General features: G+C 71.7%; 24 protein-coding genes. 9 read left to right on the top strand and 15 right to left on the bottom strand.

Going from position 1 to position 20920, the window contains the following annotated elements:
- Positions 1 to 311: 311 nt before the first annotated feature.
- Genes ACIQMJ_RS39975 through ACIQMJ_RS39960 form a run of 4 tightly spaced genes read right to left on the bottom strand, consistent with a single transcriptional unit; the run spans position 312 to position 3622 of the window.
- Positions 312 to 1196: an ABC transporter substrate-binding protein gene (locus tag ACIQMJ_RS39975; protein ID WP_499766224.1), complete on the bottom strand. Its 885-nt coding sequence runs from the start codon at positions 1194 to 1196 to the stop codon at positions 312 to 314.
- On the bottom strand, positions 1193 to 1918 hold the full coding sequence (locus ACIQMJ_RS39970) for an ABC transporter permease (protein ID WP_499766227.1): 726 nt from the start codon (positions 1916 to 1918) through the stop codon (positions 1193 to 1195). The genes ACIQMJ_RS39975 and ACIQMJ_RS39970 overlap by 4 nt, the downstream gene beginning before the upstream one ends.
- Positions 1918 to 2523 carry an ABC transporter permease gene (locus ACIQMJ_RS39965; RefSeq protein WP_499766226.1) on the bottom strand — a complete coding sequence of 202 codons (606 nt, stop codon included), beginning with the start codon at positions 2521 to 2523 and terminating at the stop codon, positions 1918 to 1920. The genes ACIQMJ_RS39970 and ACIQMJ_RS39965 overlap by 1 nt, the downstream gene beginning before the upstream one ends.
- 49 nt (positions 2524 to 2572) lie before the next feature.
- Positions 2573 to 3622 carry an ABC transporter ATP-binding protein gene (locus tag ACIQMJ_RS39960; protein WP_499766223.1) on the bottom strand — a complete coding sequence of 350 codons (1050 nt, stop codon included), beginning with the start codon at positions 3620 to 3622 and terminating at the stop codon, positions 2573 to 2575.
- Between the two features lie 103 nt (positions 3623 to 3725).
- On the opposite strand from ACIQMJ_RS39960, the gene ACIQMJ_RS39955 reads away from it, so the two are divergent.
- Both ACIQMJ_RS39955 and ACIQMJ_RS39950 read left to right on the top strand, forming a co-directional pair.
- The gene (locus tag ACIQMJ_RS39955; RefSeq protein WP_499766222.1) at positions 3726 to 5279 is read left to right on the top strand and encodes a bis-aminopropyl spermidine synthase family protein; all 1554 of its coding nucleotides are present in this window, start codon (positions 3726 to 3728) and stop codon (positions 5277 to 5279) included.
- Between the two features lie 75 nt (positions 5280 to 5354).
- Entirely contained in the window at positions 5355 to 6065 is a 711-nt protein-coding gene (locus tag ACIQMJ_RS39950) for a hypothetical protein (protein ID WP_499766221.1), read from the top strand.
- Position 6066: 1 nt separating this feature from the next.
- Here the strand turns inward: ACIQMJ_RS39950 and ACIQMJ_RS39945 are convergent, their stop codons facing one another.
- The 4 genes from ACIQMJ_RS39945 to ACIQMJ_RS39930 form a co-directional block, all read right to left on the bottom strand.
- Positions 6067 to 6684 (bottom strand): hypothetical protein, encoded by a 618-nt coding sequence (locus ACIQMJ_RS39945; protein ID WP_499766220.1) that lies wholly within the window; start codon positions 6682 to 6684, stop codon positions 6067 to 6069.
- Entirely contained in the window at positions 6681 to 7079 is a 399-nt protein-coding gene (locus ACIQMJ_RS39940; RefSeq protein WP_499766219.1) for a YbaB/EbfC family nucleoid-associated protein, read from the bottom strand. The genes ACIQMJ_RS39945 and ACIQMJ_RS39940 overlap by 4 nt, the downstream gene beginning before the upstream one ends.
- Positions 7080 to 7099: 20 nt before the next feature.
- Positions 7100 to 10267, bottom strand: a complete 3168-nt coding sequence (locus ACIQMJ_RS39935; RefSeq protein WP_499766218.1) for a sensor domain-containing protein — start codon at positions 10265 to 10267, stop codon at positions 7100 to 7102.
- 223 nt (positions 10268 to 10490) lie between these two features.
- The gene (locus tag ACIQMJ_RS39930) at positions 10491 to 11672 is read right to left on the bottom strand and encodes an NAD(P)-dependent malic enzyme (RefSeq protein WP_499766217.1); all 1182 of its coding nucleotides are present in this window, start codon (positions 11670 to 11672) and stop codon (positions 10491 to 10493) included.
- Positions 11673 to 11959: 287 nt separating this feature from the next.
- Between ACIQMJ_RS39930 and ACIQMJ_RS39925 the strand changes: the two genes are divergently transcribed.
- Complete coding sequence (locus ACIQMJ_RS39925) at positions 11960 to 12553, top strand: dTDP-4-dehydrorhamnose 3,5-epimerase family protein (protein ID WP_499766216.1); 594 nt, start codon at positions 11960 to 11962, stop codon at positions 12551 to 12553.
- Between the two features lie 11 nt (positions 12554 to 12564).
- On the opposite strand, the gene ACIQMJ_RS39920 is transcribed toward ACIQMJ_RS39925, so the two are convergent.
- Entirely contained in the window at positions 12565 to 12897 is a 333-nt protein-coding gene (locus tag ACIQMJ_RS39920; RefSeq protein WP_499766215.1) for a S24/S26 family peptidase, read from the bottom strand.
- A gap of 78 nt (positions 12898 to 12975) precedes the next feature.
- Between ACIQMJ_RS39920 and sodN the strand changes: the two genes are divergently transcribed.
- Positions 12976 to 13395: a superoxide dismutase, Ni gene (gene sodN / locus ACIQMJ_RS39915; RefSeq protein ID WP_073891370.1), complete on the top strand. Its 420-nt coding sequence runs from the start codon at positions 12976 to 12978 to the stop codon at positions 13393 to 13395.
- Between the two features lie 70 nt (positions 13396 to 13465).
- Here the strand turns inward: sodN and ACIQMJ_RS39910 are convergent, their stop codons facing one another.
- Both ACIQMJ_RS39910 and ACIQMJ_RS39905 read right to left on the bottom strand, forming a co-directional pair.
- The gene (locus ACIQMJ_RS39910) at positions 13466 to 13696 is read right to left on the bottom strand and encodes a hypothetical protein (protein ID WP_499766214.1); all 231 of its coding nucleotides are present in this window, start codon (positions 13694 to 13696) and stop codon (positions 13466 to 13468) included.
- A 340-nt stretch (positions 13697 to 14036) separates the two neighbouring features.
- Positions 14037 to 14237 carry a beta/gamma crystallin family protein gene (locus ACIQMJ_RS39905; RefSeq protein ID WP_499766213.1) on the bottom strand — a complete coding sequence of 67 codons (201 nt, stop codon included), beginning with the start codon at positions 14235 to 14237 and terminating at the stop codon, positions 14037 to 14039.
- A 555-nt stretch (positions 14238 to 14792) separates the two neighbouring features.
- Between ACIQMJ_RS39905 and ACIQMJ_RS39900 the strand changes: the two genes are divergently transcribed.
- Positions 14793 to 15398, top strand: a complete 606-nt coding sequence (locus tag ACIQMJ_RS39900) for a histidine phosphatase family protein (protein WP_499766212.1) — start codon at positions 14793 to 14795, stop codon at positions 15396 to 15398.
- Positions 15391 to 15876 carry a GNAT family N-acetyltransferase gene (locus tag ACIQMJ_RS39895; protein WP_499766211.1) on the top strand — a complete coding sequence of 162 codons (486 nt, stop codon included), beginning with the start codon at positions 15391 to 15393 and terminating at the stop codon, positions 15874 to 15876. The genes ACIQMJ_RS39900 and ACIQMJ_RS39895 overlap by 8 nt, the downstream gene beginning before the upstream one ends.
- Here ACIQMJ_RS39895 and ACIQMJ_RS39890 read toward each other — a convergent pair.
- On the bottom strand, positions 15851 to 16348 hold the full coding sequence (locus ACIQMJ_RS39890; protein ID WP_499766210.1) for a hypothetical protein: 498 nt from the start codon (positions 16346 to 16348) through the stop codon (positions 15851 to 15853). The genes ACIQMJ_RS39895 and ACIQMJ_RS39890 overlap by 26 nt on opposite strands.
- Before the next feature lie 68 nt (positions 16349 to 16416).
- Here ACIQMJ_RS39890 and ACIQMJ_RS39885 point away from each other — a divergent pair, with 68 nt between their 5' ends.
- The gene (locus tag ACIQMJ_RS39885; RefSeq protein WP_499766209.1) at positions 16417 to 16851 is read left to right on the top strand and encodes a MarR family transcriptional regulator; all 435 of its coding nucleotides are present in this window, start codon (positions 16417 to 16419) and stop codon (positions 16849 to 16851) included.
- Positions 16852 to 16863: 12 nt separating this feature from the next.
- On the opposite strand, the gene ACIQMJ_RS39880 is transcribed toward ACIQMJ_RS39885, so the two are convergent.
- The 3 genes from ACIQMJ_RS39880 to ACIQMJ_RS39870 all read right to left on the bottom strand — a co-directional run bounded on the left by ACIQMJ_RS39880 (position 16864) and on the right by ACIQMJ_RS39870 (position 19173).
- A complete protein-coding gene (locus tag ACIQMJ_RS39880; protein ID WP_499766208.1) occupies positions 16864 to 17670 on the bottom strand; it encodes an SAM-dependent methyltransferase in 807 nt (268 codons plus the stop codon).
- 203 nt (positions 17671 to 17873) lie between these two features.
- Positions 17874 to 18623, bottom strand: coding sequence for a S1 family peptidase (locus tag ACIQMJ_RS39875; protein ID WP_499766207.1), 750 nt, complete (start codon positions 18621 to 18623; stop codon positions 17874 to 17876).
- A gap of 145 nt (positions 18624 to 18768) precedes the next feature.
- Positions 18769 to 19173 carry a hypothetical protein gene (locus tag ACIQMJ_RS39870; RefSeq protein ID WP_499766206.1) on the bottom strand — a complete coding sequence of 135 codons (405 nt, stop codon included), beginning with the start codon at positions 19171 to 19173 and terminating at the stop codon, positions 18769 to 18771.
- A 264-nt stretch (positions 19174 to 19437) separates the two neighbouring features.
- On the opposite strand from ACIQMJ_RS39870, the gene ACIQMJ_RS39865 reads away from it, so the two are divergent.
- Together ACIQMJ_RS39865 and ACIQMJ_RS39860 are read left to right on the top strand one after the other, a co-directional pair.
- Positions 19438 to 20382, top strand: a complete 945-nt coding sequence (locus tag ACIQMJ_RS39865) for a diacylglycerol/lipid kinase family protein (RefSeq protein ID WP_499766205.1) — start codon at positions 19438 to 19440, stop codon at positions 20380 to 20382.
- Positions 20383 to 20607: 225 nt separating this feature from the next.
- Positions 20608 to 20862, top strand: coding sequence for a WhiB family transcriptional regulator (locus ACIQMJ_RS39860; RefSeq protein WP_053719541.1), 255 nt, complete (start codon positions 20608 to 20610; stop codon positions 20860 to 20862).
- The last annotated feature ends 58 nt before the right edge of the window (positions 20863 to 20920 follow it).

The following is a 20920-nucleotide window of genomic DNA, read 5'->3' as shown; positions in this document are numbered from 1 at the left end:
GATCTCTTCCCTAGACAAGAAGATGATCACCCAAGGGCTGCTTCCATGATCAACCGGGTCCCGACCTCACCCACCAGGTTAAAACTCAAGTTCAGGTCCGGTGAGTTCAACGTTCAGGTCGGCGGCTCGGTGGTTGAGTCCGGCTCGATTTGACATGGGGCCCTTACGGGCACTCCAGGCAGGCCAAAGCCGGCAGGCCCGGCGGGGAAAAGCGTCCCGCTAGACCTGCCGGCTTCGACCAGCCTAAAGCACCCGAACCCATGTCAAATCGGGCCTTGTGGGCTGGTGGCGGGTCCGTTGTGGGGTGGTGCTCAGAGCGTGACGGACTTGAGGAAGTCGGCGGCGACGTTGGCGATGGTCTCCTTGTCCACGTCGACGCGCTTGACCAGGTCGGCGAGCTTCTCCGTGGTCAGGGCGGCGGACACCTTGTTCAGGGCGTCCTTGCCCTTGGCGTCGACGGCGTCCGAGCGCAGCAGCGGGACGACGTTCTGGGCCGGGTACATGACCTTCGGGTCTTCCAGCTCCACGAAGTCGTTCGCCTTGATGTCGGCGGACGTGGTGTAGAGGTTGGCGACCTGGACGGTGCCGTTCTTCAGGGCGTCGACGGTGATCGGGCCGCCCGTGTCGGTGGTCTTGATCTCGGTGAACGTGACCCCGTACAGCTCCTTGACCTTGGCCTCCCAGCGCTGCGCCCACTCGCCGGCGGCACCCAGGGCGTACTTGCCGGAGCCGAGGTCGGCGATGGACTTCACGCCGCCGTCCGCGGTGGCCTTGGTGACGACCAGGACGTCCTTGTCCTCCGCGGCGGACTTCTCCAGCACCTCCAGGCCGGACGGGGTCTTCGTCTTCAGCGCCGTGTAGACCTCCTCCGCCTCGGTGGTGGAGTTGGTCTTGTCGAAGTAGTTGAGCAGGTTGCCCGTGTACTCCGGCACGACGCCGAGCGACTTGTCCTGCAACGCCTTCACGACCAGCTCGCGGGCACCGATGCCGGACTTCACCGTCACACTGGCGCCGGTCGCCTTCAACGCGCCGGCGTAGATCTCGGCCAGGATCTTGTTCTCGGTGAAGTCGGCCGAACCGACCACGACCTCACCCGACGCGGCCTGCTGGCCGCTCCCGCCCAGGTCCTCTTTGGACCCGCACGCGGAGACGACCAGGGCGGTCGCCGCGACGACGACGGCCAACGTGCGCTTCATGCCGTACTTCCTCCAGATTCGACGGGCGCCGGTTCGTCCCGACGCCTCTTGGACCGCGTCCCGCTCGACAGCCTCAGGCCCGCGGGCACGACGAGCCTGCCGACGACCGCGAGCACCACGTCCAGCACGACCGCGAGCAGCGCGATCAGGATCGCCCCGCCGACGAACTGCCCGTAGTCGAGCACGCGCAAACCGTCCAGCAGGGGACGCCCCAGCGTCTCGACCCCCACGTACGCCGCCACCGACGCGGTCGCGACCACTTGCAGCATGGCGTTGCGCAAACCACCGACGAGCAGCGGCAGGGCGTTGGGCACCTCGACCTGCCACAGGCGCTGCGCACCGGTCATGCCCATGCCGCCGGCCGCGTCCACGACACCGCGGTCCACGTCCTGGATGCCCGCGTAGGTGCCGGCCAGGATCGGCGGCACGGCCAGCACCACGAGACCGATGAGCACACCGGTCGTGCCGCCGCCCGCGACCAGGTACAGGAACGTGACGAGCCCCAGCGTGGGCAGCGCGCGCAACGCGTTGCTGCCGCCGACCAGCACGAGGCCACCGCGCCCGGTGTGCCCGACGAACAGGCCGAGCGGCACGGCGATCAGCGCGGCCCCGAGCACCGCGCCGAAGCAGTAGAGCAGGTGGACGCCGATCCGCACCGGGATCGACTTGCCGCCCGACCAGTTGGCCGGGTCGACCAGCCAGGCGAACGCGTCGGCGAAGATCACGGCTTGCCCCCCGCCCGCGCCCACGGCGTCAGCCGGTTGCGCAGCAGCACCAGCAGCAGGTCGACGACCAGCGCGAGCACGAGCGTCAGCACGATGCCGACGATGATCGGCGCGAGGTAGCGCTGCCGGAACCCGTCGGTGAACAACGTGCCCAGGCCGCCCGTGCCGATCAACGCGCCCACGCTGACCAGGCTGATGTTGCTGACCGAGCCGACCCGCACGCCGGCCGCCAGCACGGGCACGGACAGCGGCAGCTCCACGGTCAGGAACCGGCGCAGCGGCCGGAATCCCATCGCGGTGGCGGCGGCGGTGACGTGGGCGGGCACGGCGGCCAGGGCCTCGGCGACCGGGCGGACCAACAGCGCGGTGGTGTAGACGGTCAGCGCGATGATCACGTTCAGCGGGTCGAGCACCTGCGTGCCGATGACCGCCGGGATGATCGCGAACAGCGCCAGCGACGGGATCGTGTAGACCACGTTGGACAGCGCGATCAACGTCGCGTTGACCCTGCGGAACCGGTGGCACAGCAGCCCGAGGACGATCGCCAGCACGATCGACACGACCAGCGGCACCAGCGACAGGTAGACGTGGTCCAGCAGCATGTCCAGCAGCGCCGCCCTGGTCCCGGCGTCGCTGAGGTACTTCGGGATGTCACCCACGGCGGCTCTCGATCACGTCCAGCACCTGGCGCGCGGTCACCACGCCGGCCAGGCGTCCCTCGTGGTCGACCGCCACGCCCAGCCCGGAGGGCGACGACAGCGCGGCGTCCAGCGCGCCCCGGATCGACGCGCCCACCTCGTACAGCGAGCCACCCGGCACGACCGACGAGTCCGGCGCGACCCAGCCCCGGGGGCGCCGCTCCGCGTCCACGACGAGCCGCCAGTCCGAAGAGGACTTCCGGGCCGCGTCCGGCGCGACGGTGGGCACGTCCGACACCTCGACGCCGGAGGAGTCCACAAAGGACAGGCTGCGGTAGCCGCGGTCCTTGCCCACGAAGCTCGCCACGAAGTCGTCCGCGGGGCGGGTCAGCAGCTCGACGGGCGGCGCGTACTGGGCCAGGTGGCCACCGGTGCGCATCACCGCGACCTTCTCACCGATGCGGATGGCCTCGTCGATGTCGTGCGTGACGAACACGATGGTCTTGTCCAGCTCGGCCTGGAGCCGCAGCAGCTCGTCCTGAAGTCCCTCGCGCACGACCGGGTCGACGGCGCTGAACGGCTCGTCCATCAGCAGCACCGGCGGGTCCGCGGCCAACGCCCGCGCCACGCCGACGCGCTGCTGCTGGCCGCCGGACAGCTGCACGGGGTAGCGGCGGCCCAGTTCGGCGGGCAGGCCGACCAGCTCCAGCAGCTCGGCGGCCCGCGCCCTGGCCTTGCGGCGCGTCCAGCCGGTGAGCAGCGGCACGGTGGCCACGTTGTCCAGCACGGTCCGGTGCGGGAACAGGCCCGCCTGCTGGATGACGTACCCGATGCCGCGCCGCAGTGTGGGCGGGTCCACACCGAGCACGTCCCGGCCGTCCACCAGGACGGTGCCGGACGTGGGGTCGATCATCCGGTTCACCATGCGCAGGGACGTGGTCTTGCCGCAACCGGACGGTCCGACGAAGACGGTGATCGTGCCCGCCTCGACCACCAGGTCCAGGCCGTTCACCGCGGTGGTCCCGTCGTCGAACCGCTTGGTCACGTCGCGGAACTCGATCACCCGTGGTCCTCCTGCCGATGGGCATCAAGCGTCGAACGACCCTAGCCCGTCAGTCCGACCGCGGCACGGCGTTTCAGCATGCGGTCAGTAGGCTGCACCGGTTGTGGCGACCGAACTGGTGCGAGCGCTCCTCGCCGAACGCGGCCCGCACGCCCGCAAGCTGCGGCGCGTGCTCGACCTGCTCGCGACCGACTGGCACACGTTGGCCGAGCTGGTCCGGCTCACCGCCGTGCCCCGGCGCACCGTCCAGGAGGTGCTGACCGCGGTCGGCGACGACCTGCAAGCCGAGCGCGACCGGTTCCGGCTCGCGCCCGCCAAGGCCGCCGACTACGCGGAGTTCCGGGCCGGTGACGACCTGGCCGACCCGGTGGACGCGCTGGTGTCGCGGCACACCGCGCAGCTGCGGTCGATCCTGGCCGACATCGCCGACGTGCCCGCGCCGCTGGCCGCGCTGGACCACGTGCAGGCGACGGCGGAGACGGCGTTGAAGCGCGCGCTGTGGCTGGACGCGACGTACGACCTGGCCGGCCGCACGCTGCTGTGCCTGGGCGACCACGACCTGACCTCGCTCGCGGTGTGCGCGGTGAACCCGGCGGTCGAGGTCGTCGTGGTGGACGTGGACGACCGGCTCCTGGAGCACATCGCGAAGCGCGCGGCCGAGCGCGGGTGGCCGGTGCGGACGGTCCACGCGGACTTCCGGTTCGGCCTGCCGCCCGCCGTGCTGGAGTCGGCGGACCTGGTGTTCAGCGATCCGCCGTACACGCCGGAGGGCATGGCGCTGTTCGCCGGCCGCGCCGTGGAGTGCCTGGCCGACCTGGGACGCGGGCGGGTGCTGCTCGCGTACGGGTTCAGCGACCGGACGCCGGCCCTGGGGTTGAAGGTGCAGCAGGAGTTGCAGCGGCTGGGGTTGGTGTTCGAGGCGATCCTGCCCGCGTTCCACCGGTTCGACGGCGCGCAGGCGATCGGCAGCGCGGCCGACCTGTACGTGTGCCGGCCCACGTCCCGCCGATCGGCGTCACCCGCCTCGGCGAAGACGGCCATCTACACGCACGGTCCGCAGTCGGTCGAGGCGACCGGCCCGGGTTCGGCGGCGTTGGCCGCGCTGGTCGACCTCGCGCCGCGGCCGGAGTCCTCGCCGCCGCCGAAGCCGCGCGCGCCGGGGTGGGCCGAGCCGATCGGCAAGGGCGCGGCGTCGTTGGCGGTGGACCTGTCCGGCGACCCCGGGCCGTGGTTGCTGCGGACGTTGCTGGCGTGCTCGCCCGGCCGGATGGCGGCCCTGGTGCCGAACAACCACCCGAACGTGGCGTCGGCGGCGGGTCAGCAGGAGCTGAGGTCGTTGGTGGACACCAGGTTCGCGCTGCGGTTCCTGCGGTCCACTCCGGACGGCAAGCACTGCGTGGTGGTCGCGGACCAGGTGTTGGCGGGCACGCTGGACGTCGGCGGGCTGACCGTGCGCGAGGTTCTCATGCGGGCGCACGGCAAGCTCGGCAACGTGTGGCGCGAGGCGTTGATCACGGCCACGCGCGGCGCGATGACCAAGCGGGAGGCGCGGGAGCGGATCGGTGAGCACGACGACCTGGAGCTGCGGTTGATCGACCTGCCGCAGCACCGGATCGCCGAGCTGCTGCCGCTGATCCGCGCGTCGGCGTCCCGCTAGCCGGCCCGAATTCGGCGAACGCCCACGTCGAGGGCGCCTCCGGCGGTAGTTTCCCGCTCGAACCCGGAGGCGCGCATGACTCATCCCCACCCCGGCCCGCAGCCGGGTCCGCAGCGGTTCCCCGGACCGCCCCCGCCGCCCGGCCACGGCCCGTACCCGGGTCAGCCGCCGTTCCCGGGTCACCCGCCCCACGGCGGGCCGCCGTTCCCCGGTCAGCCGCCGTTCCCCGGTCCGCCGCGCCCGCCGGGCAGGGCGATGCCGGTGGTCGCGGGGCTGCTCTACCTGCCGGGCGTGCTGCTGTCCCTGGTCGGCTCCATCGGGTTGGCGAGCCAGTCGGGGTTCGCGCTCGACCTGTGGGGCGCGATCCTGATGCCGCCGTTCCCGCGCGGCTACGGCAGCTTCGACGTGGCCGTCACCGTCTCGTTCGTGCTGCCGGTGCCGGCGCTCGTCCTGGCCGTGCTGCTCGTGGCACGGGTGCCGGGTGTGCGCTGGGGGCTGGTGGCGATCTCGGTGGTGGCCGCGGTGCACTTCGGGCTCGTGCTCGCCGACGTCATGTCGGTCCTCCCGCCCTCGGTCGGGGTGATGCCGGCGGTCGCGCTGGTGCTGTGGCTGGTCGCGGGCCTGGTCGCGGCGTTGCCGCCGGTGGGGCGGGCGATGCGCGGGGCGAAGCCGAAGACGCCGCCGCACCCGGTGGCCGGACCTCCGCTGGCCGGTCCGCCGATGGCCGGACCCCCGATGGGCGGGCCGCCGCCCGGCGCGCCCGGTCCGCAGGGGCCGTGGGGCTGAGTCACTCGCCGAAGCGCGTGAGGGCCCTGAGCATGTCGCGCGCTCTGCCGAACAACGCCTTCAGCGCCGCCAGGATGCGCACCACGACGTGCACGAGGTCGGCCAGCCGCCGGGTGATCCGGTCGAGCACGACCCCGCCGCGCCCGACCGCCCACGCCGCGAACTCGGCCACCGAGGCGCCGGCCGTGAGCTCCGACGCCGCGAGCGCCACCGTGGCGTGGCCCAGCACCTCCCGCACGAACAGCGCGATCACGTCGCGGAACACCCGGTGGACCGCGACGGTGATCGCGTGCACCGAGGCGACGTGCGACGCCACGTCGGAGCACCGCCGGCTCATCGCCGCGATCTCCTCGGTCAGCCACCCGCCCGACCGCCGCCGCGCCATGCCGTCCAACGTCGTGGCGACCTGGCGCCAGGTGGCGACCGCGTCCTCGAACCGCTCACCGTGGCCCGCCAGCCAGTCCAGCGGCTCCCGCAGCACGCCCACCTGACCGACCAGCCACCCCAGCCCGGCCACGTCGAGCAGGCCCAGCGGGTCGACGTCCGCCGCGGGCACGCCGAGGTCCGCTTCGAGCGCGTCGGCTGACCCCGCCGACTCCAGCACGGGAAAACCGGTCACGAAGGCGTCGACCCCGGCTCGTCGTCGGGCGCGCGCAGGCTCCGGGGCAGCGGAGGGTCCTCGGGCGCGGTCTCCGCGCCGGTCAGGAACCCCAGCGCCCCCGTGCCGCCGACCGCCGTCGCCACCTGCCGCGCCGCCTGCGCCTGGGCCCGCCGCACCGTCTCCAGCACGACCTCGCCGAGCCGCGCGGGCGTGCACTCGCCGGCGGCGGGCGAGAACTCGATGTGCCGCAACGACCCGTTCGGCGCGACCGTCGCGGTGACCACGCCGTCCGGCGACCGCTGCGTGGCCTGCGCGCGCCTGATCCGGTCCCGCAGCGCGCGGGACCGCTCGCCCAGCTCCCGGGCCCTGGCCTCGAGGTCGGCGATCATCCGTTCGGGGTTCGTGGCGTCCATCGGGACGCCAGTATCGCCGATCAACCGGCGCGGGGGATGTGCAACGGGCCAAGTGCCAGCACGGCGCGGAACTCCTTGGGCGGCACGGGACGCGAGAACAGCCAGCCCTGGTAGGTGTCCACGCCGATGCCGCGCAGCACGTGGAACTGGGTCGCGGTCTCCACGCCCTCGGCCACGCACTTGCGGTCCATCGCGCGGGCCATGTCGACCACGGCCTTCGCCACCGCGAAGTCCGACGAGTCGCTGCCCACGCCGGAGACGAACCGCCGGTCGACCTTGATGATCTGCGCGGGCAGGTCCTTGAGCCGCGCCAGCGACGAGTAGCCGGTGCCGAAGTCGTCCACGGCGAACCGGATGCCCCGCTCCACCAGCTCACCCATGGCCTGGCGCACCCGGGACGGCAGGTCGACCAGCGCGGTCTCGACCAGCTCCAGCACCACCCGGTCCCACGGGATGCCCGCCTCGGCGATGGCGTCGGCCACGATGTCCGCGAACTCCGGGTCGCCCGGCACCAGACCGGCCAGGTTCACCGCCACCGACACCGGCTTGCCGCCCGGTTCGGGCCAGGTCGAAGCCTCCTTCAACGCGGTCCGCAGCACCCACCGGTCCAGCTCGCGCAGCAGGTCGCCCTGCTCGGCCACGGGCAGGAAGATGTCCGGCGGCAGCAGCCCGCGGTCCGGGTGCGGCCACCGCACCAGCGCCTCCGCGGTCTGCACCGCGCCGTCCACGCCGACCACCGGCTGGAAGTGCAGCGCCAACCCGTCGTTCTGCAACGCCTCGCGCAGCTGGCCCTCCAGGTGCACCTGGCGGTCGGCCGAGGCGATCAGCGCCGCGCTGGCCAGCGACACCCGGCCCGCGCCGGACCGCTTGGCCTCGAACATCGCCGCGTCGGCGAAGCGCAGCAGGTCGTTGCCAGTGGCGCGGGACCCGTTCGGCACGGCCGCGCCGATCGACGCCGACACCCGGACGAGCTGCCCGTGCACCGGCACGGCCGTGCGCAGCAGCCCGGCCACCTTCGTGGCCAGCGCGTCCACGCCGCCGACCTGGTCCAGGTTCTCGCAGATGATCACGTACTCGTCGCCGGACAGGCGGGCCGCCGTGCAGCCGTCGGGCAGGCCGCCCTCCAACCGCCGCGCCAGCGCCACCAGCAGCTCGTCGCCCGCGTCGTGGCCGAGCGAGTCGTTGACCCGCTTGAAGTTGTCGATGTCGCAGAACAGCACCGCGACCTTGGCCCGGGCGGGCGACTCCAGCAGCTCGCCGAGCATCTCCTTGACCAGCGCCCGGTTCGGCAGGCCGGTCAGCTCGTCGTGCGTGGCCTGGTGCCGCAGCGCCTCGGCCGTGCGGCGGCGCTCGGTGATGTCCTGGAACACGATCAGCCAGAACCGGCGGCCGTCGTCCTGCACGGACAGCGCGATGTGCAGCTCGCAGTACACCTGCACGCCGTCGCGGCGGACCAGGATCCGCTGCGGGATCTTGTGCGTGCGCTCGGCGTCCGGCGCGGACATCTCGTCGATGGACGGCAGGCCGCCGCTGGTGTCGTCCGGGTGGGTGAGCGCGCTCGCGGTCATGCCGCGCAGCTGCTCCAGGTCCATGCCGAGCAGGTCGCACAGCGCGTCGTTCGCGTCGACCAGCCGCTCGCCCTCGTCGAACAGGCCGATGCCGACCGGCGTGAGCGACACCAGGTCGGCGAAGCGCTGGCTGGACCGCTTCATCCGCGTCTCGGCGGCGCGCTGCTCGGTGATGTCCTGCGCCGTGCCGACCGCGAGCGGCAAGCCGTCCGGGCCCTTCACCACCACGCCGTAGCAGCGGAACACGCGCTGCCTGCCGTCCCGGCGCACGATCCGGTGCTCGAGCTGGATCGGCACCTCCTCGGTGGCCAGCTGCTGCCACAGGTCGTCCACCCAGCCCCGGTCGTCGGGGTGCACCAGGTCGAGGTAGGTCTGGTAGCGGGTGCGCTCGTCGCGCGGCACGCCGAACAGCTCGTGCAGCATGTCCGACCACACCACGTCGCCGGTCCGCAGGTCCCACTCCCACACGCCGAGCTGCGCGGCCTTCTGCGCGTCGGCCAGCCTGCGGCGGTCGTCGCGGAGCTGGCGCTCCAGCGCGCGGGCCTCGGTGACGTCCTGGACGGTGCCGTGCAGCCTGCTGACCTTGCCGCCCTCGATCTCGGCCCGAGCCCGGCACACGTACACGCGGTCGCCGCCCTCGCTGCGCACCTCGGCTTCGACCGTGCTGCCGTCCTGCGCCCGCTGCATCAGGCCCTCCAGCGCGGCCCGGTCGTCGGGGTGCACGGCCAGCAGCTGGTCGTTGGGGTCCACGCCGAGCTCGTCGTACATCTCCAGCAGGACCTCGCTGCGGTGCACGGCGCCGGACTCGACGTCGTAGCTCCAGCTGCCCATGCGCGCGATGCGCTGCGCCTCCAGCAACCGGGCCCGTTCGGTCTCCAGGGCGCGGTCGGACCGCAACTGGTCGGTGATGTCGCGGATGTAGCCGGTGATGAACTGGGTCCGGCCGTCGGACCTGACCTTCGCCTCGGCGACGCCGCGGATCCAGCGCTGCTCGCCGCCGGGCAGGATGATCCGGTAGACGATGTCGATCGGGTTGCCGTCGAGCTCGCGGTTGGCCCAGTAGCGGGCGACCATCTCGTAGTCGTCGGGGTGCACGACGTCCAGCACCGCCTGCGCGCCGGGCACCACCTCGCCGGGCCGCACGCCCATCATCTCGTAGTGCGACTCGGACCAGACCGTGACGCCGGTGTCCGGGTCGTACTCCCACGAGCCGATCTGCGCGACCCGCTGCACGGTGCGCAGCCTGCGCTGCTCGTCGCGCAGGTCCTCGGCCGCCTGCGCCAGGTCGGAGACGTCGACCAGCAGCACGGCGTGCAGGCCGGTGCCGGGCACCTGGGTGCGCACCACGCGGACCGGCACGAGCGAGCCGTCGGCCCGGTGCAGCCGCAGGTCGTCGGGGCCGCCGAGCAGCAGCTCGCCCAGGGAGCGGCCGACGAGGTCGTCGGCGGAGCGGGCCTTGGTGAGCCGCACCGCGGCGGCGCCGGCCCTCATCACCACGCCCTTGGGGTCGCACAGCAGCGTGGGCGCCTCGGGCAGGGCGATGCCGTCCAGCGTCACGTCGCCGTTCTCCGGACGCGCTGGGTCGAGCACCACCGGAGCGCGTCCAACCCGCTTGGGCACGGTCCCACCTTCCCGTGTCTACGGCAGGGATGACCGGCCCGACCGCACCCAAAGACGGCGTCCCTCTCCACGGGCAATATTCACCCGAGGAGAGGGACGGTAGCGCTTCGGAGCGTCATCGCCCACCCCTCAACGGGCTAACGAAACAACTCGTTAGCGGTTTCGGTCCCCGTTGACGGGTACGGACGGATGCGGCCGGAGCTCTCCCAACTCCGACTTGGGGTCAGGCTACTCCGTCTTCGGCCGCTGCCAAGGCCACGGCCGCGGCCACTTCCGGGCCGACCCGCGGGTCCAGGGCGCTGGGCACGATCCGGTCCACCGAGAGGTCGTCGGCGGCGACCGCGGCGATGGCGCCCGCGGCGGCGAGCTTCATGCCCTCGGTGATCCGCTTCGCGCCCGCGTCCAGCGCGCCGCGGAAGATGCCGGGGAACGCGAGGACGTTGTTGATCTGGTTCGGGAAGTCGCTGCGCCCGGTGGCGACCACGGCGGCGTGCCGGCGGGCCACGTCCGGGTGCACCTCGGGGTCGGGGTTGGACAGGGCGAACACGATCGAGTCGTCGGCCATGCTCGCGATCAGGTCCTCGGGCACCTTCGACGAGGACACGCCGACGAACACGTCCGCGCCCCGCAGCGCCTCGGCGATGCCGCCGCGCAGGCCACTGGCGTTGGTGACCTCGGCCAGCTCGGCCTTCACCGGGTTCAGCCCGTCCCGGCCGACGTGCACGATGCCGCGCGAGTCGACCACGGTGACCTCGCCGACGCCCGCGGCCAGCAGGATCTTCGCGCACGCCACGCCGGCCGCGCCCGCGCCGGAGATGACCACGCGCTGGTTCGCCACGTCCTTGCCCAGCACGGTGTTCGCGCCGCGCAGGGCGGCCAGCACGACGACCGCGGTGCCGTGCTGGTCGTCGTGCATGACCGGCACGTCCAGGGCCTCGATGAGCCGGGCCTCCAGCTCGAAGCAGCGCGGCGCGGCGACGTCCTCCAGGTTGACCGCGCCGAACGACGGGCGCAGCCGGACCAGCGTCTCCACGATCTCGTCCACGTCCGTGGTGTCCAGCACCAGCGGGATGGAGTCGAGGCCGCCGAAGGTCTTGAACAGCGCGGCCTTGCCCTCCATCACGGGCAGCGACGCGCTCGGGCCGATGTCGCCCAGGCCGAGCACGGCGGTGCCGTCGCTGACCACGGCGACCAGGCGGTGCGCCCAGGTGTACTTGGCGGCCAGGGCCGGGTCGTCCGCGATGGCGCGGCTGACCCGGGCCACGCCCGGCGTGTAGGCGATGGACAGCGCGCGCGGGTCGGCCAGCGACGCGGTCGCGCCCACGGCCAGTTTCCCGCCTTCGTGCGCGCTGAAGATTTCCTCGTCGCTCAATTCGGTGGTCACTGGGTCGTTGACTGCGGTCACGGAAGTCCTCCTGCGGTGCGCGATACCTGCGGCGCACCGGGACCGGCGTTGTCACGCGGGTCGACGGGGCCTGTCTGCGGAGTCGTCCACGCGGTCGGCGGGGCGGCTCTCGGGGGCGGTGTGCGGGCAAGCATGGCAGTGTCTCCGGGTGCTGTCTGCGGCGGGGATCACACTTTTTCCGCAGGTCAGAGGTAGTGCCACAGAACGTACGTCCGGTTTTCTGCACCGACCGGTCAGTTTCCGCAGGCAGGATCGGTCAAGAGCCGACGGGTCCTAGGGTGTGCGCCATGCAGGTACGTGAGTTGAAAATTTCCGGCGCTTTCGAGTTCACCCCTTCGGTGTTCCCCGATGATCGCGGTTTGTTCGTCGCGCCCTACCAGGAAGCGGTGTTCGTGGAAGCCGTCGGGCACCCGCTGCGGGTCGCCCAGACCAACCACAGCGAGTCCAAGCGGGGTGTGGTGCGCGGCATCCACTACGCCGACACGCCGCCGGGGCAGGCGAAGTACGTGCACTGCCCGCGAGGTCGCCTGCTGGACGTCGTGGTGGACCTGCGCGTCGGCTCGCCCACGTTCGGCGAGTGGGACGCGGTGGAGCTGTCGGCGGGGGTGTTCAACTCCGTGTACCTGCCCGAGGGGATGGGGCACGCCCTGATGGCGCTGGAGGACGGCACGGTCGCGTCGTACCTGTGCTCGGAGGGGTTCAACCCGACCGCCGAGCACGGCGTGAACCCGCTGTCCATGGACCTGCCGTGGCCCGCGGGCATCACGCCGCTGCTGTCGCCGAAGGACGCCGCCGCGCCGTCGTTCGACCAGGCGCGCGACGCCGGGCTGCTGCCGTCGTACGACGAGTGCGCGGCCTGGTACTCGAAGCTGCGCCGCTGAGCCGACCGCGGTCAGCTCCGCGGGGCTGACCGCCGCAGCGGCCTCGGCCTCGGCCAGAGGCGCGCGGGCACCACCCCGAGCACCTCGGCCGCGCCCAGCTCGCGCGAGTCGGTGGAGGCGAACGGGTTGTCGCCCTCGACGTGCCAGCCGCCGCCGTCGGGCCGGACCGCCCGCTTCACCGACAGCTGCGCGGGCCGCGCCGCCCACCTGACCAGCACGAGATCACCCGGGCGGGCCGGTTTCCCGAAGCGGACCAGCACCACGTCCCCCGTCCGCAGGGTGGGGACCATCGAGGGTCCGACCACCCGAACCAGCGGCAACGGGTTGGCTTCCGGCCGTGCCAACGATCACCTCCACCTGCTCGCGCCGAGGCCCCGGAGTAGGGTTCGTCACGTCGGAGCATCCACTGTCAGGGAGGAAAGATGCGACTTCTGTCGCGCATCCGTTCACTCCGCCGCCCGCTCCTGGAGGCCACCGCGCACTGCGACCTCCCGTGCGGTGTTTACGACCCGGCCCAGGCCCGGATCGAGGCCGAGTCGGTCAAGGCGATTCAGGAGAAGTACCAGGCGAACGAGGACCCCGAGTTCCGCGCCCGCGCCATCCTGATCAAGGAGCAGCGCAGCGAGCTCGTCAAGCACCACCTGTGGGTGCTGTGGACCGACTACTTCAAGCCGCCGCACTTCGAGAAGTACCCGGAGCTGCACGACTTGTTCAACCGGGCCACGAAGGCGGCCGGCGCGTCCGGCGCGAAGGGTTCCATGGACCCCGCCAAGGGCCAGGAGCTGCTGGACCTGATCGCCCAGATCGACAAGATCTTCTGGGAGACCAAGGCCGCGGCCTGATCCACCTGCTCCAACGCGGCGCCGGCCGGTGGGATCCCCACCGGCCGGCGCCGTCGCACGTCACCCGCACTCAGCCCCGCACGTAGTGGAACGTCCAGCGCTGGTTGTCGCTGTCGTAATCCGGGTTCGTGTAGACCTCACCGGTTCCGCGGCTGTCGAGGAATTGGCCGGTGGCGTGGTTGCGGACCTTGTAGTCCATGTTCAGCCGGTCGTCCGGCTGGGCGGTCACCGCCCCGGCATGCGAAACCAGTGCGATCAGCAGACCGCTGACGACCGCGAGGACCGCGAAGGAACGCCTCATGTTCTTCTCCCATCGATGCGTTGGTGCCGGCGAATGGCGACAGGTCGCACGTGAAGTCGCCGGAGAGGACCGGGCCCGGACTCCGGTGCCCGCTCATCCATGTCAGCACGGCCGCGCCGCCACCACCAGTCACCTCACCTGAGAGGGGCGCGAGTGCATACCGAAGTGAGATAAAATTTTGCGCTGCGCTGCGGAACGGGGAGTTTGCCGAGGAGCTTTCCTCCGCAGGCGACAAGGGTGCCCCGACCGTGCGGTGGGTGTGACCGTTCGTCGCCCGGACGTCGCACGCACGGCCCACCCCTCGACCGGCGCGGCCAGGTCACACTCACCGCGTCCGCGACTAGAAGTTGACGCGGATGGACGATGCCTTGTCGTTGTAGCTCGAGGGCAGGTCTCCGCTGGAGTTCTGCTTCAGCACGAAGTCCTCGCCCCGGTAGTTGGTCCTGGCGAACAACGTCGCCTCGCCGGTGACCCGCACGACGTATGAGCTGGCGATGTTGAGGAAGTCGTACTTCGCGAGATCGGGAACGTCCTCGTCCACCATGAGGATCTTGGCATCGGAACTGCCGTTAAGTTGTAGTGCTGGTACAGGCACACATAACCGGCGCGGCAGTCGCCCACGCCGTGACCGTCGATCGAGTACACCGACTGGACGGCGTGGGCGTTACCGGCCAACGCCATGGGCAGGAACGCCGATAGGGCGACGAGAACAGCTCGGATCTTCACGATTTCCCCACTTTCCCCTGGACGGCACGCGCAGATCTCCGGCCCTGGGCACCGGCGCACAACAAAATGATCGCGAAAGGTTGCCCGAGCGGGTGAGCGCAGGCCACGCGGACTTGCCCTTCAATGGCAATACATCGGCGAAGCCCTCGCCAGGCCCATCACCTGAAGGCGCTGCCGTGCACGCCATTGTGTGCAGGACGTGTGCAGGACACGGAAATACGTGCGCGTAGCGCTGCCGAATCGGCGGTTTAGCCGGCGGGTATCCATCAGGCGCGGTAGGCGCATTGCCCGACCGGGGGCGGGCGTGACCTGTCGTGGCGCCACCGGGGTGCCACCGGCCGCGGGACCGGCCGTCCGTAAGCTGCGAACCGTGACCTCACACGTCTACCTGCTCCGGCACGGGCAAACCGAGTGGTCCGAGAGCGGGCGGCACACCGGGACGACCGACGTGCCCCTCACCGAGGCCGGGGTGCAGCAGGCCCGGCGGGCGGGTGCGGTGCTGGCGCGGTTGCGGGCCACGGACCGGCCGCCCGCGCTGGTGCTGTCGAGCCCGCGGCAGCGGGCGTGGCGGACGGCCGAGCTGGCCGGGCTGCACGACGTCGAGCGCACCGAGGACCTCGCCGAGTGGGACTACGGCGACTACGAGGGCCTGACCACCCCGCAGATCCGGGAGACGGACCCGGGCTGGACGGTCTGGACCCACGCCGTGCCCCGCGGCGAGACGTCCGACGAGGTGCACGCGCGCGCGGCCAAGGTGGTGGAGCGGGCTCGGCGGGCGTTGGCCGGTGGTGACGTGGTGCTGGTCGGGCACGGGCACTTCAGCCGCGTGCTCATCGCCACCTGGCTCGGCCTGCCGCCGAGCGAGGGTGTCCACTTCGGACTGGACCCGGCCGGCACGACGGTGCTCGGCGACGAGCGCGGCGACCCGCAGGTGCGCCGGCTGAACGTGCCCGCCTGGGAGGTCGACGTTGACTGACCCGCGCATCCGCCGCGTCCGGCCGGAGGACGTGCCCGCCGTCGTCGGCCTGGTCGAGGAGCTGGCCGAGTACGAGCGCGCCCGGCACGAGTGCCACCTGACCGCCGAGCAGCTGCACGACGCGCTGTTCCGCCCCTCGCCCGCCCTGTTCGGCCACGTGGCCGAAGTGGACGGTCGAGTCGTCGGCATGGCCTTGTGGTTCCTCAACTTCTCCACGTGGCGCGGCACACACGGGATCTACCTGGAGGACCTGTACGTCCAGCCGGAGCAGCGCAAGAGCGGCCTGGGCCGGGCGCTGCTGAAGGCCCTGGCCGACGAGTGCGCGGCCCGCGGCTACGCGCGGCTGGAGTGGTGGGTGCTCGACTGGAACGCCCCCGCGATCGGCTTCTACAAGTCGCTGGGCGCGATCCCGATGGACGAGTGGACCGTCTTCCGCCTCACCGACGACGCGCTCACCGCGCTGGCACAAGGCGACTGACGGCGACCTGCCGGACCAGCCCCACCCACCAGACGAACGTGAACGCGATCACGGTCGGGTTCTTGACGAACAGCAGCACGGCCAGGTAGGTCTGCCGGGCCGACTCGGGCAGCAGCCCGCCGACCCCCTGCTCCGCGCCGACGTCGAACACCAGGAACGCCACCGCGAGCAGCACGCCCTGCCACACCAGGCTCGGCCAGTGCCGCGTCGCGAACGCCCGCGCGTCCGCCCACCGCAGCCGCTCGCCCCGGGTCGCCAACCGCCAGATCACGACGACCAGCAGCACCCGCGCGGCCATCACCAGCACCTCCGAGGCGAGCGCCACCCCGGCCGGCACGTGGTCACCCCGGTTCACCACCACGAGCCGCTGCACGGACGCGATCAGCGACAGCCCGACGACCACCGCCCAGTGCCGCGCGTAGAACCGCCCCGCCCACCGCGGCACCTCCAGCGCGAGCCTCCACTCCGCCATGCTTCCCCCTCACTCGCCAAATATTTTAGTTCAGTGTACTGAAATATCTGGCGCGGTAAAGTGACCGCATGGACGGGCGGGACTTCGGGCGCGAGCTGAGCACGGCGGTGGTCGCGTTCCACGAGGCCGTGGGCGCACGGCTGGGCGTGACGGCGGTGGACCAGCGCGCGCTCGCCCTCATCGCCGGCAAGGGCCCGCTCACGGCGGGCGAGCTGGCCAAGGAGATCCACCTGACCCCCGGCGCGGTCACCGGCGTCGCCGACCGGCTCGAACGCGCGGGCCTGGTGCGGCGCGAACCCGACCCCGGCGACCGCAGGCGCGTGGTGATCAGCGCGATCCCCGGCGCGTTCGGCCGGGTCTTCGCCGGGCTGAGCGCGGCCATGGACGAGCTGAGCGCGCGCTACACACCGGAAGAGCAGCGGGTCATCGCCGACTGGGTGGTCCGCACGATCGCCGTGCTGAAGGAGCAGACCCGGCTGCTCACCGAGCCCGGTCGGCCCTGAACCGGGGCGGCCTCAGCCGGTGGACCGCTTCACGCCGACCGCGCCGTAGGTGACGGCCTCGGCCCCGGTCTCCGGCTCGCCCTCGCCACGCCACTTCGTCGCCAGCACCAGCCCCGGGTCGAGCAGGTCGAACCCGTCGAGCATCGCCTCGACGTCGGCCTTGGACCGCGCCACGATCGGCGAGTCGGTCTCCGCGGCCACCCCGACCACCTTGCGCACCAGCTCCGGCTGCTCGTCCGCGGTCAGGTGGCTGATCACCAGGTGGCTGCCGTCGGGCAGCGCGTCGCGGTAGCGGCCGACCAGCTCGACGGGGCGGTCCTCGTCGGCGAGGTACGGCAGGATCGCCACCATCAGCAGCGCGACCGGTCGGGTCAGGTCGAGCAGGGCGCGGACCTCCGGGGCGTCCAGCACCGCCGCCACGTCCCGGATGTCGGCCTCGGCGATGGCCGCGAACTCGTTGTCGCGCAGCATGGTGCGGCTGTGGGCGACGGTGGCGGGCTCGTTGTCCACGTACACCACGCGGCACGTCGGGTCGGCCCGCTGGGCGACCTCGTGCACGTTGCCCGCGGTGGGGATGCCGGAGCCGAGGTCGAGGAACTGGCGGATGCCCCGCGCCACGCACAGCCGCACGGCCCGGCGCAGGAACGAGCGGGTGTGCTGGACCATCGCGGCGGTCGGGATCTCGCTCATGGACCGGTCGGCGAACTCGCGGTCGACGGCGAAGTTGTGCGCGCCGCCGAGGTAGTAGTCGTACAGCCGGGCCACGTTGGGGCGCTCGACGTCACCGCTGGTCGACACCCACCTCGGGGGGTTCTGCACTGCGCACCTCACCCTGCCTGCACCCGGAGCGGCGCGAACGCCTGCCAGACCGTATCTGGCTACTCCGTTCGTGTCCATCCGCCAAAAGTGAACACGCAGGGTGATTATGACTGGTGGGTGGCCCGAATGCCCACCGTGGTGCCCCGGCCGAAGGGGCGGCGCGCAGGGGGAGAGTGTCCAGCCCCTTCGGCCGGGGAATTCGGTCACACGCCGGCGTAGGAGCGGATCCAGTCGCGGTAGCGGGTGACGGCCGTGTAGTTCGACCGCGACGAGCGGTCGCTGGTGGAGGCCACGCCGACCTGGTAGCGGCGGCCGTCGACCGGGCTGGTGGCGAACATCGGGCCACCGGAGTCGCCGCCCGCGGCGATGCCGTCGATCCGGCTCACCGAGATCGCGATGCCGCCCCGGTAGTCACGCCCGTTGACCGAGGTCACGCGGGTGTTGGCGTACTTGAGGTAGCGGGACTGGCAGTTGATCTCGGGCTGGTTGGTGCACGTGGCGCCCCAGCCGTAGAGCTGCACGGTCTGGCCGACCTGCACGGCGGTGGTGGTGCCCAGCGGCGCGTACGTGCCCGCGACCGACCGGTCCAGCCGCGCCAGCGCGAGGTCGACCGACGGGTGCTGGATGATCTGGGTGGCGGTGGCCATGGTGCCGCCGCTGGTCTGGTCGAGGCTGCCGATGCGGAACGTGTAGGTGCCCGAGCTCGCCACGCAGTGCTGGGCGGTCAGGACCCACGTGGGCGCGATGATCGTGGCCGAGCAGTTCTGCTGGCCGTTGCGGAACAGGCGGGCCGCCCACGGGGCGTCGGTCGCCGTGCCGCCGCCGATGATGTACGGCTGGACGCCACCGGCCTCCTGGGCCGACGCGGTCGGCGCGAGCGTGGTCAGCGCGAACGCGGACAGCAGGGCGGTAGTGGCTCCGACCACCGCGGACAGGGCGCGATTGAGTCGCATGGAGTTGTCACCTCAACGAACGCAGGGAGTGGTGAATTCACCACTCACAGCGTCACCTGTTCCGGTGACGGCGACCACCCGCCGTTAGTCGGCGAGCACCCAGACGATGGTCGGCGGCCGAATGGCCCCCTACGACCCGAATGCGCTATTCGCCCGCTTCGTCCTCGTCCACGCCGAGCGCCCACCGGCGCACCGGGTTGGTGAACAGCAGCACGAGCGTGATGACGACGTACACGCCGAGCAGCGCGCCCCAGAGCTGCCGCCCGGACGGCCCGTACATGTACCAGGCCACACCCAGCAGGAGGAGCTGCACGACGATCGCGGGCGTGCGCCCCCAGTGCCTGCCGAGCACCAGGCCGGTACCGGCGGCGAGCACGCCGGCCGACAGCACCGCGAAGTAGGCGGCCTCGCCGAGCACCTCGCCGGACTTCTCCGCGCTGAACGACCGCACCACCAGCGCGACCGCGAAGGCCAGCCCGGTCAAGCCCTGCAACGCGGTCAGCGCGCCCGCAGCCCGAACCGCCGGTGGGACCTTGCTCTGGGTCGACACGCTGGGCCTTTCCTCACGGTGAGTACTCGTCACGCATCGTAGGCCACCCGGTTGGCGTGTCCCGTTCGACCGCCCCACGAGCGATGATCACAGCAGTCTCTTCGGCGAGCCGGCGGTCGGGTCGGGGTGCACTTGTCGCGAGACGCAGGACCACGCGGAAACGCGACACGGAAAGGAGATGTCGGCCACTTTCGTGCGCGAGTGACCCTCCTACCGGGTGACACGCAACCTGTCGGAGGTCACGCGCTGTCCTACCCTGCAAGGGTGCGCGCACTTCTGGTGGTCAACCCGCAGGCGACGGCAACCACGCCTGCCGGTCGGGACGTGCTCGCGCACGCACTGGCCAGCGACGTGAAGCTCGACATCGTCGAGACGGACTACCGCGGCCACGCGGCCGACGCCGCCGCGCAGGCCGTCGTCGACGGCTACGACCTGGTCGTGGCCCACGGCGGCGACGGCACGGTGAACGAGGTGGTCAACGGCGTGCTGCGCAAGGGCGCGCGGCCCGGCCTGCCCATGGTCGGCGTCGTGCCCGGCGGGTCGGCGAACGTGTTCGCGGGCGCGCTCGGCCTGCCCCGCGACCCGGTCGAGGCGACCTACCGGCTGTTGCAGGCCATCGAGCACGGCACCAGCCGCAAGGTCAGCGTCGGCCACGTCGCGGCCACCGGCGCGGGGCTCGACCACGACCGCTGGTTCACCTTCAACGCGGGCGTCGGCTGGGACGCCGACGTGGTCGCGGCCGTGGAGCAGCAACGCGCCAAGGGCCGCCAGGCGTCACCCACCCTCTACGCGCGCACCGCGCTGACCAGCTACTTCAGCCAGCGCAGACAGCCGCCGGCGCTCACCGTGCACATCCCGGACGAGCCGCCGGCCGAGGACGTCCGGCTGGCGTTCATCTCCAACACCGACCCGTGGACCTACCTCGGCGACAAGGCGATCCGGCTCAACCCGAGCACGTCGTTCGACGGCGGTCTGGGCCTGTTCGCGCTGCACGGGATGGGATTGCCGACAGTTCTTCGCTATGTCGCGCATCTCTTGGCCACGGATGGGAACCCCAAAGGCGGGAACCTGCTCCGGCGCGACGACGTGGAGTTCGTCCGGGTGACGAGTCCGGAGGCCGTCAACCTCCAGGTGGACGGCGACTTGCTCGGCGCGTGCACCGAGGTGGAGTTCACCGGTGTGCCGGGCGCGCTGACGGTCGCCGTGTGACCGGGGTGTGACCGCCCCGGTACCGATCCGCGATGTTGTGACCTGGTGTGACACCGCGGCGAGAACGCCACGTGAACTCAGTCGATCTTTCGGGTGAGTTCACTCACCGGGTTGGGGCTAAACCCTTGACATCCCCGCCGTTCGTGAAAGCATTCACAAGCACCCCAAAACCGACCGCTGACGAGTGGCGCGCTCTCGCGCGCGCCTAGCTGAGGAGTAGTTCCAATGGACTGGCGCCACCGCGCGATCTGCCGCGACGAGGACCCCGAGCTGTTCTTCCCCGTGGGGAACAGCGGTCCTGCGCTCCTGCAGATCGCCGAGGCGAAGACCGTCTGCCGCCGTTGCCCCGTCGTCTCCGACTGCCTCTCGTGGGCGCTGGAGAGCGGCCAGGACGCCGGCGTGTGGGGCGGGATGAGCGAAGACGAGCGTCGCGCCCTCAAGCGCCGCAACGCTCGCACCCGGGCTCGCAGCAACGCCTGAGCCGCATCCGTCAAGCAGACGAAAGGCCCGACACCGTGCCAGGTGTCGGGCCTTTCGC

Origin of the sequence: Actinosynnema sp. NPDC091369 (genome assembly GCF_044757065.1) — a bacterium.
Lineage (GTDB): Bacteria > Actinomycetota > Actinomycetes > Mycobacteriales > Pseudonocardiaceae > Actinosynnema.
Note: the sequence above shows the minus strand (reverse complement) of the source record. Positions and strands in the feature narration are given on the sequence as shown.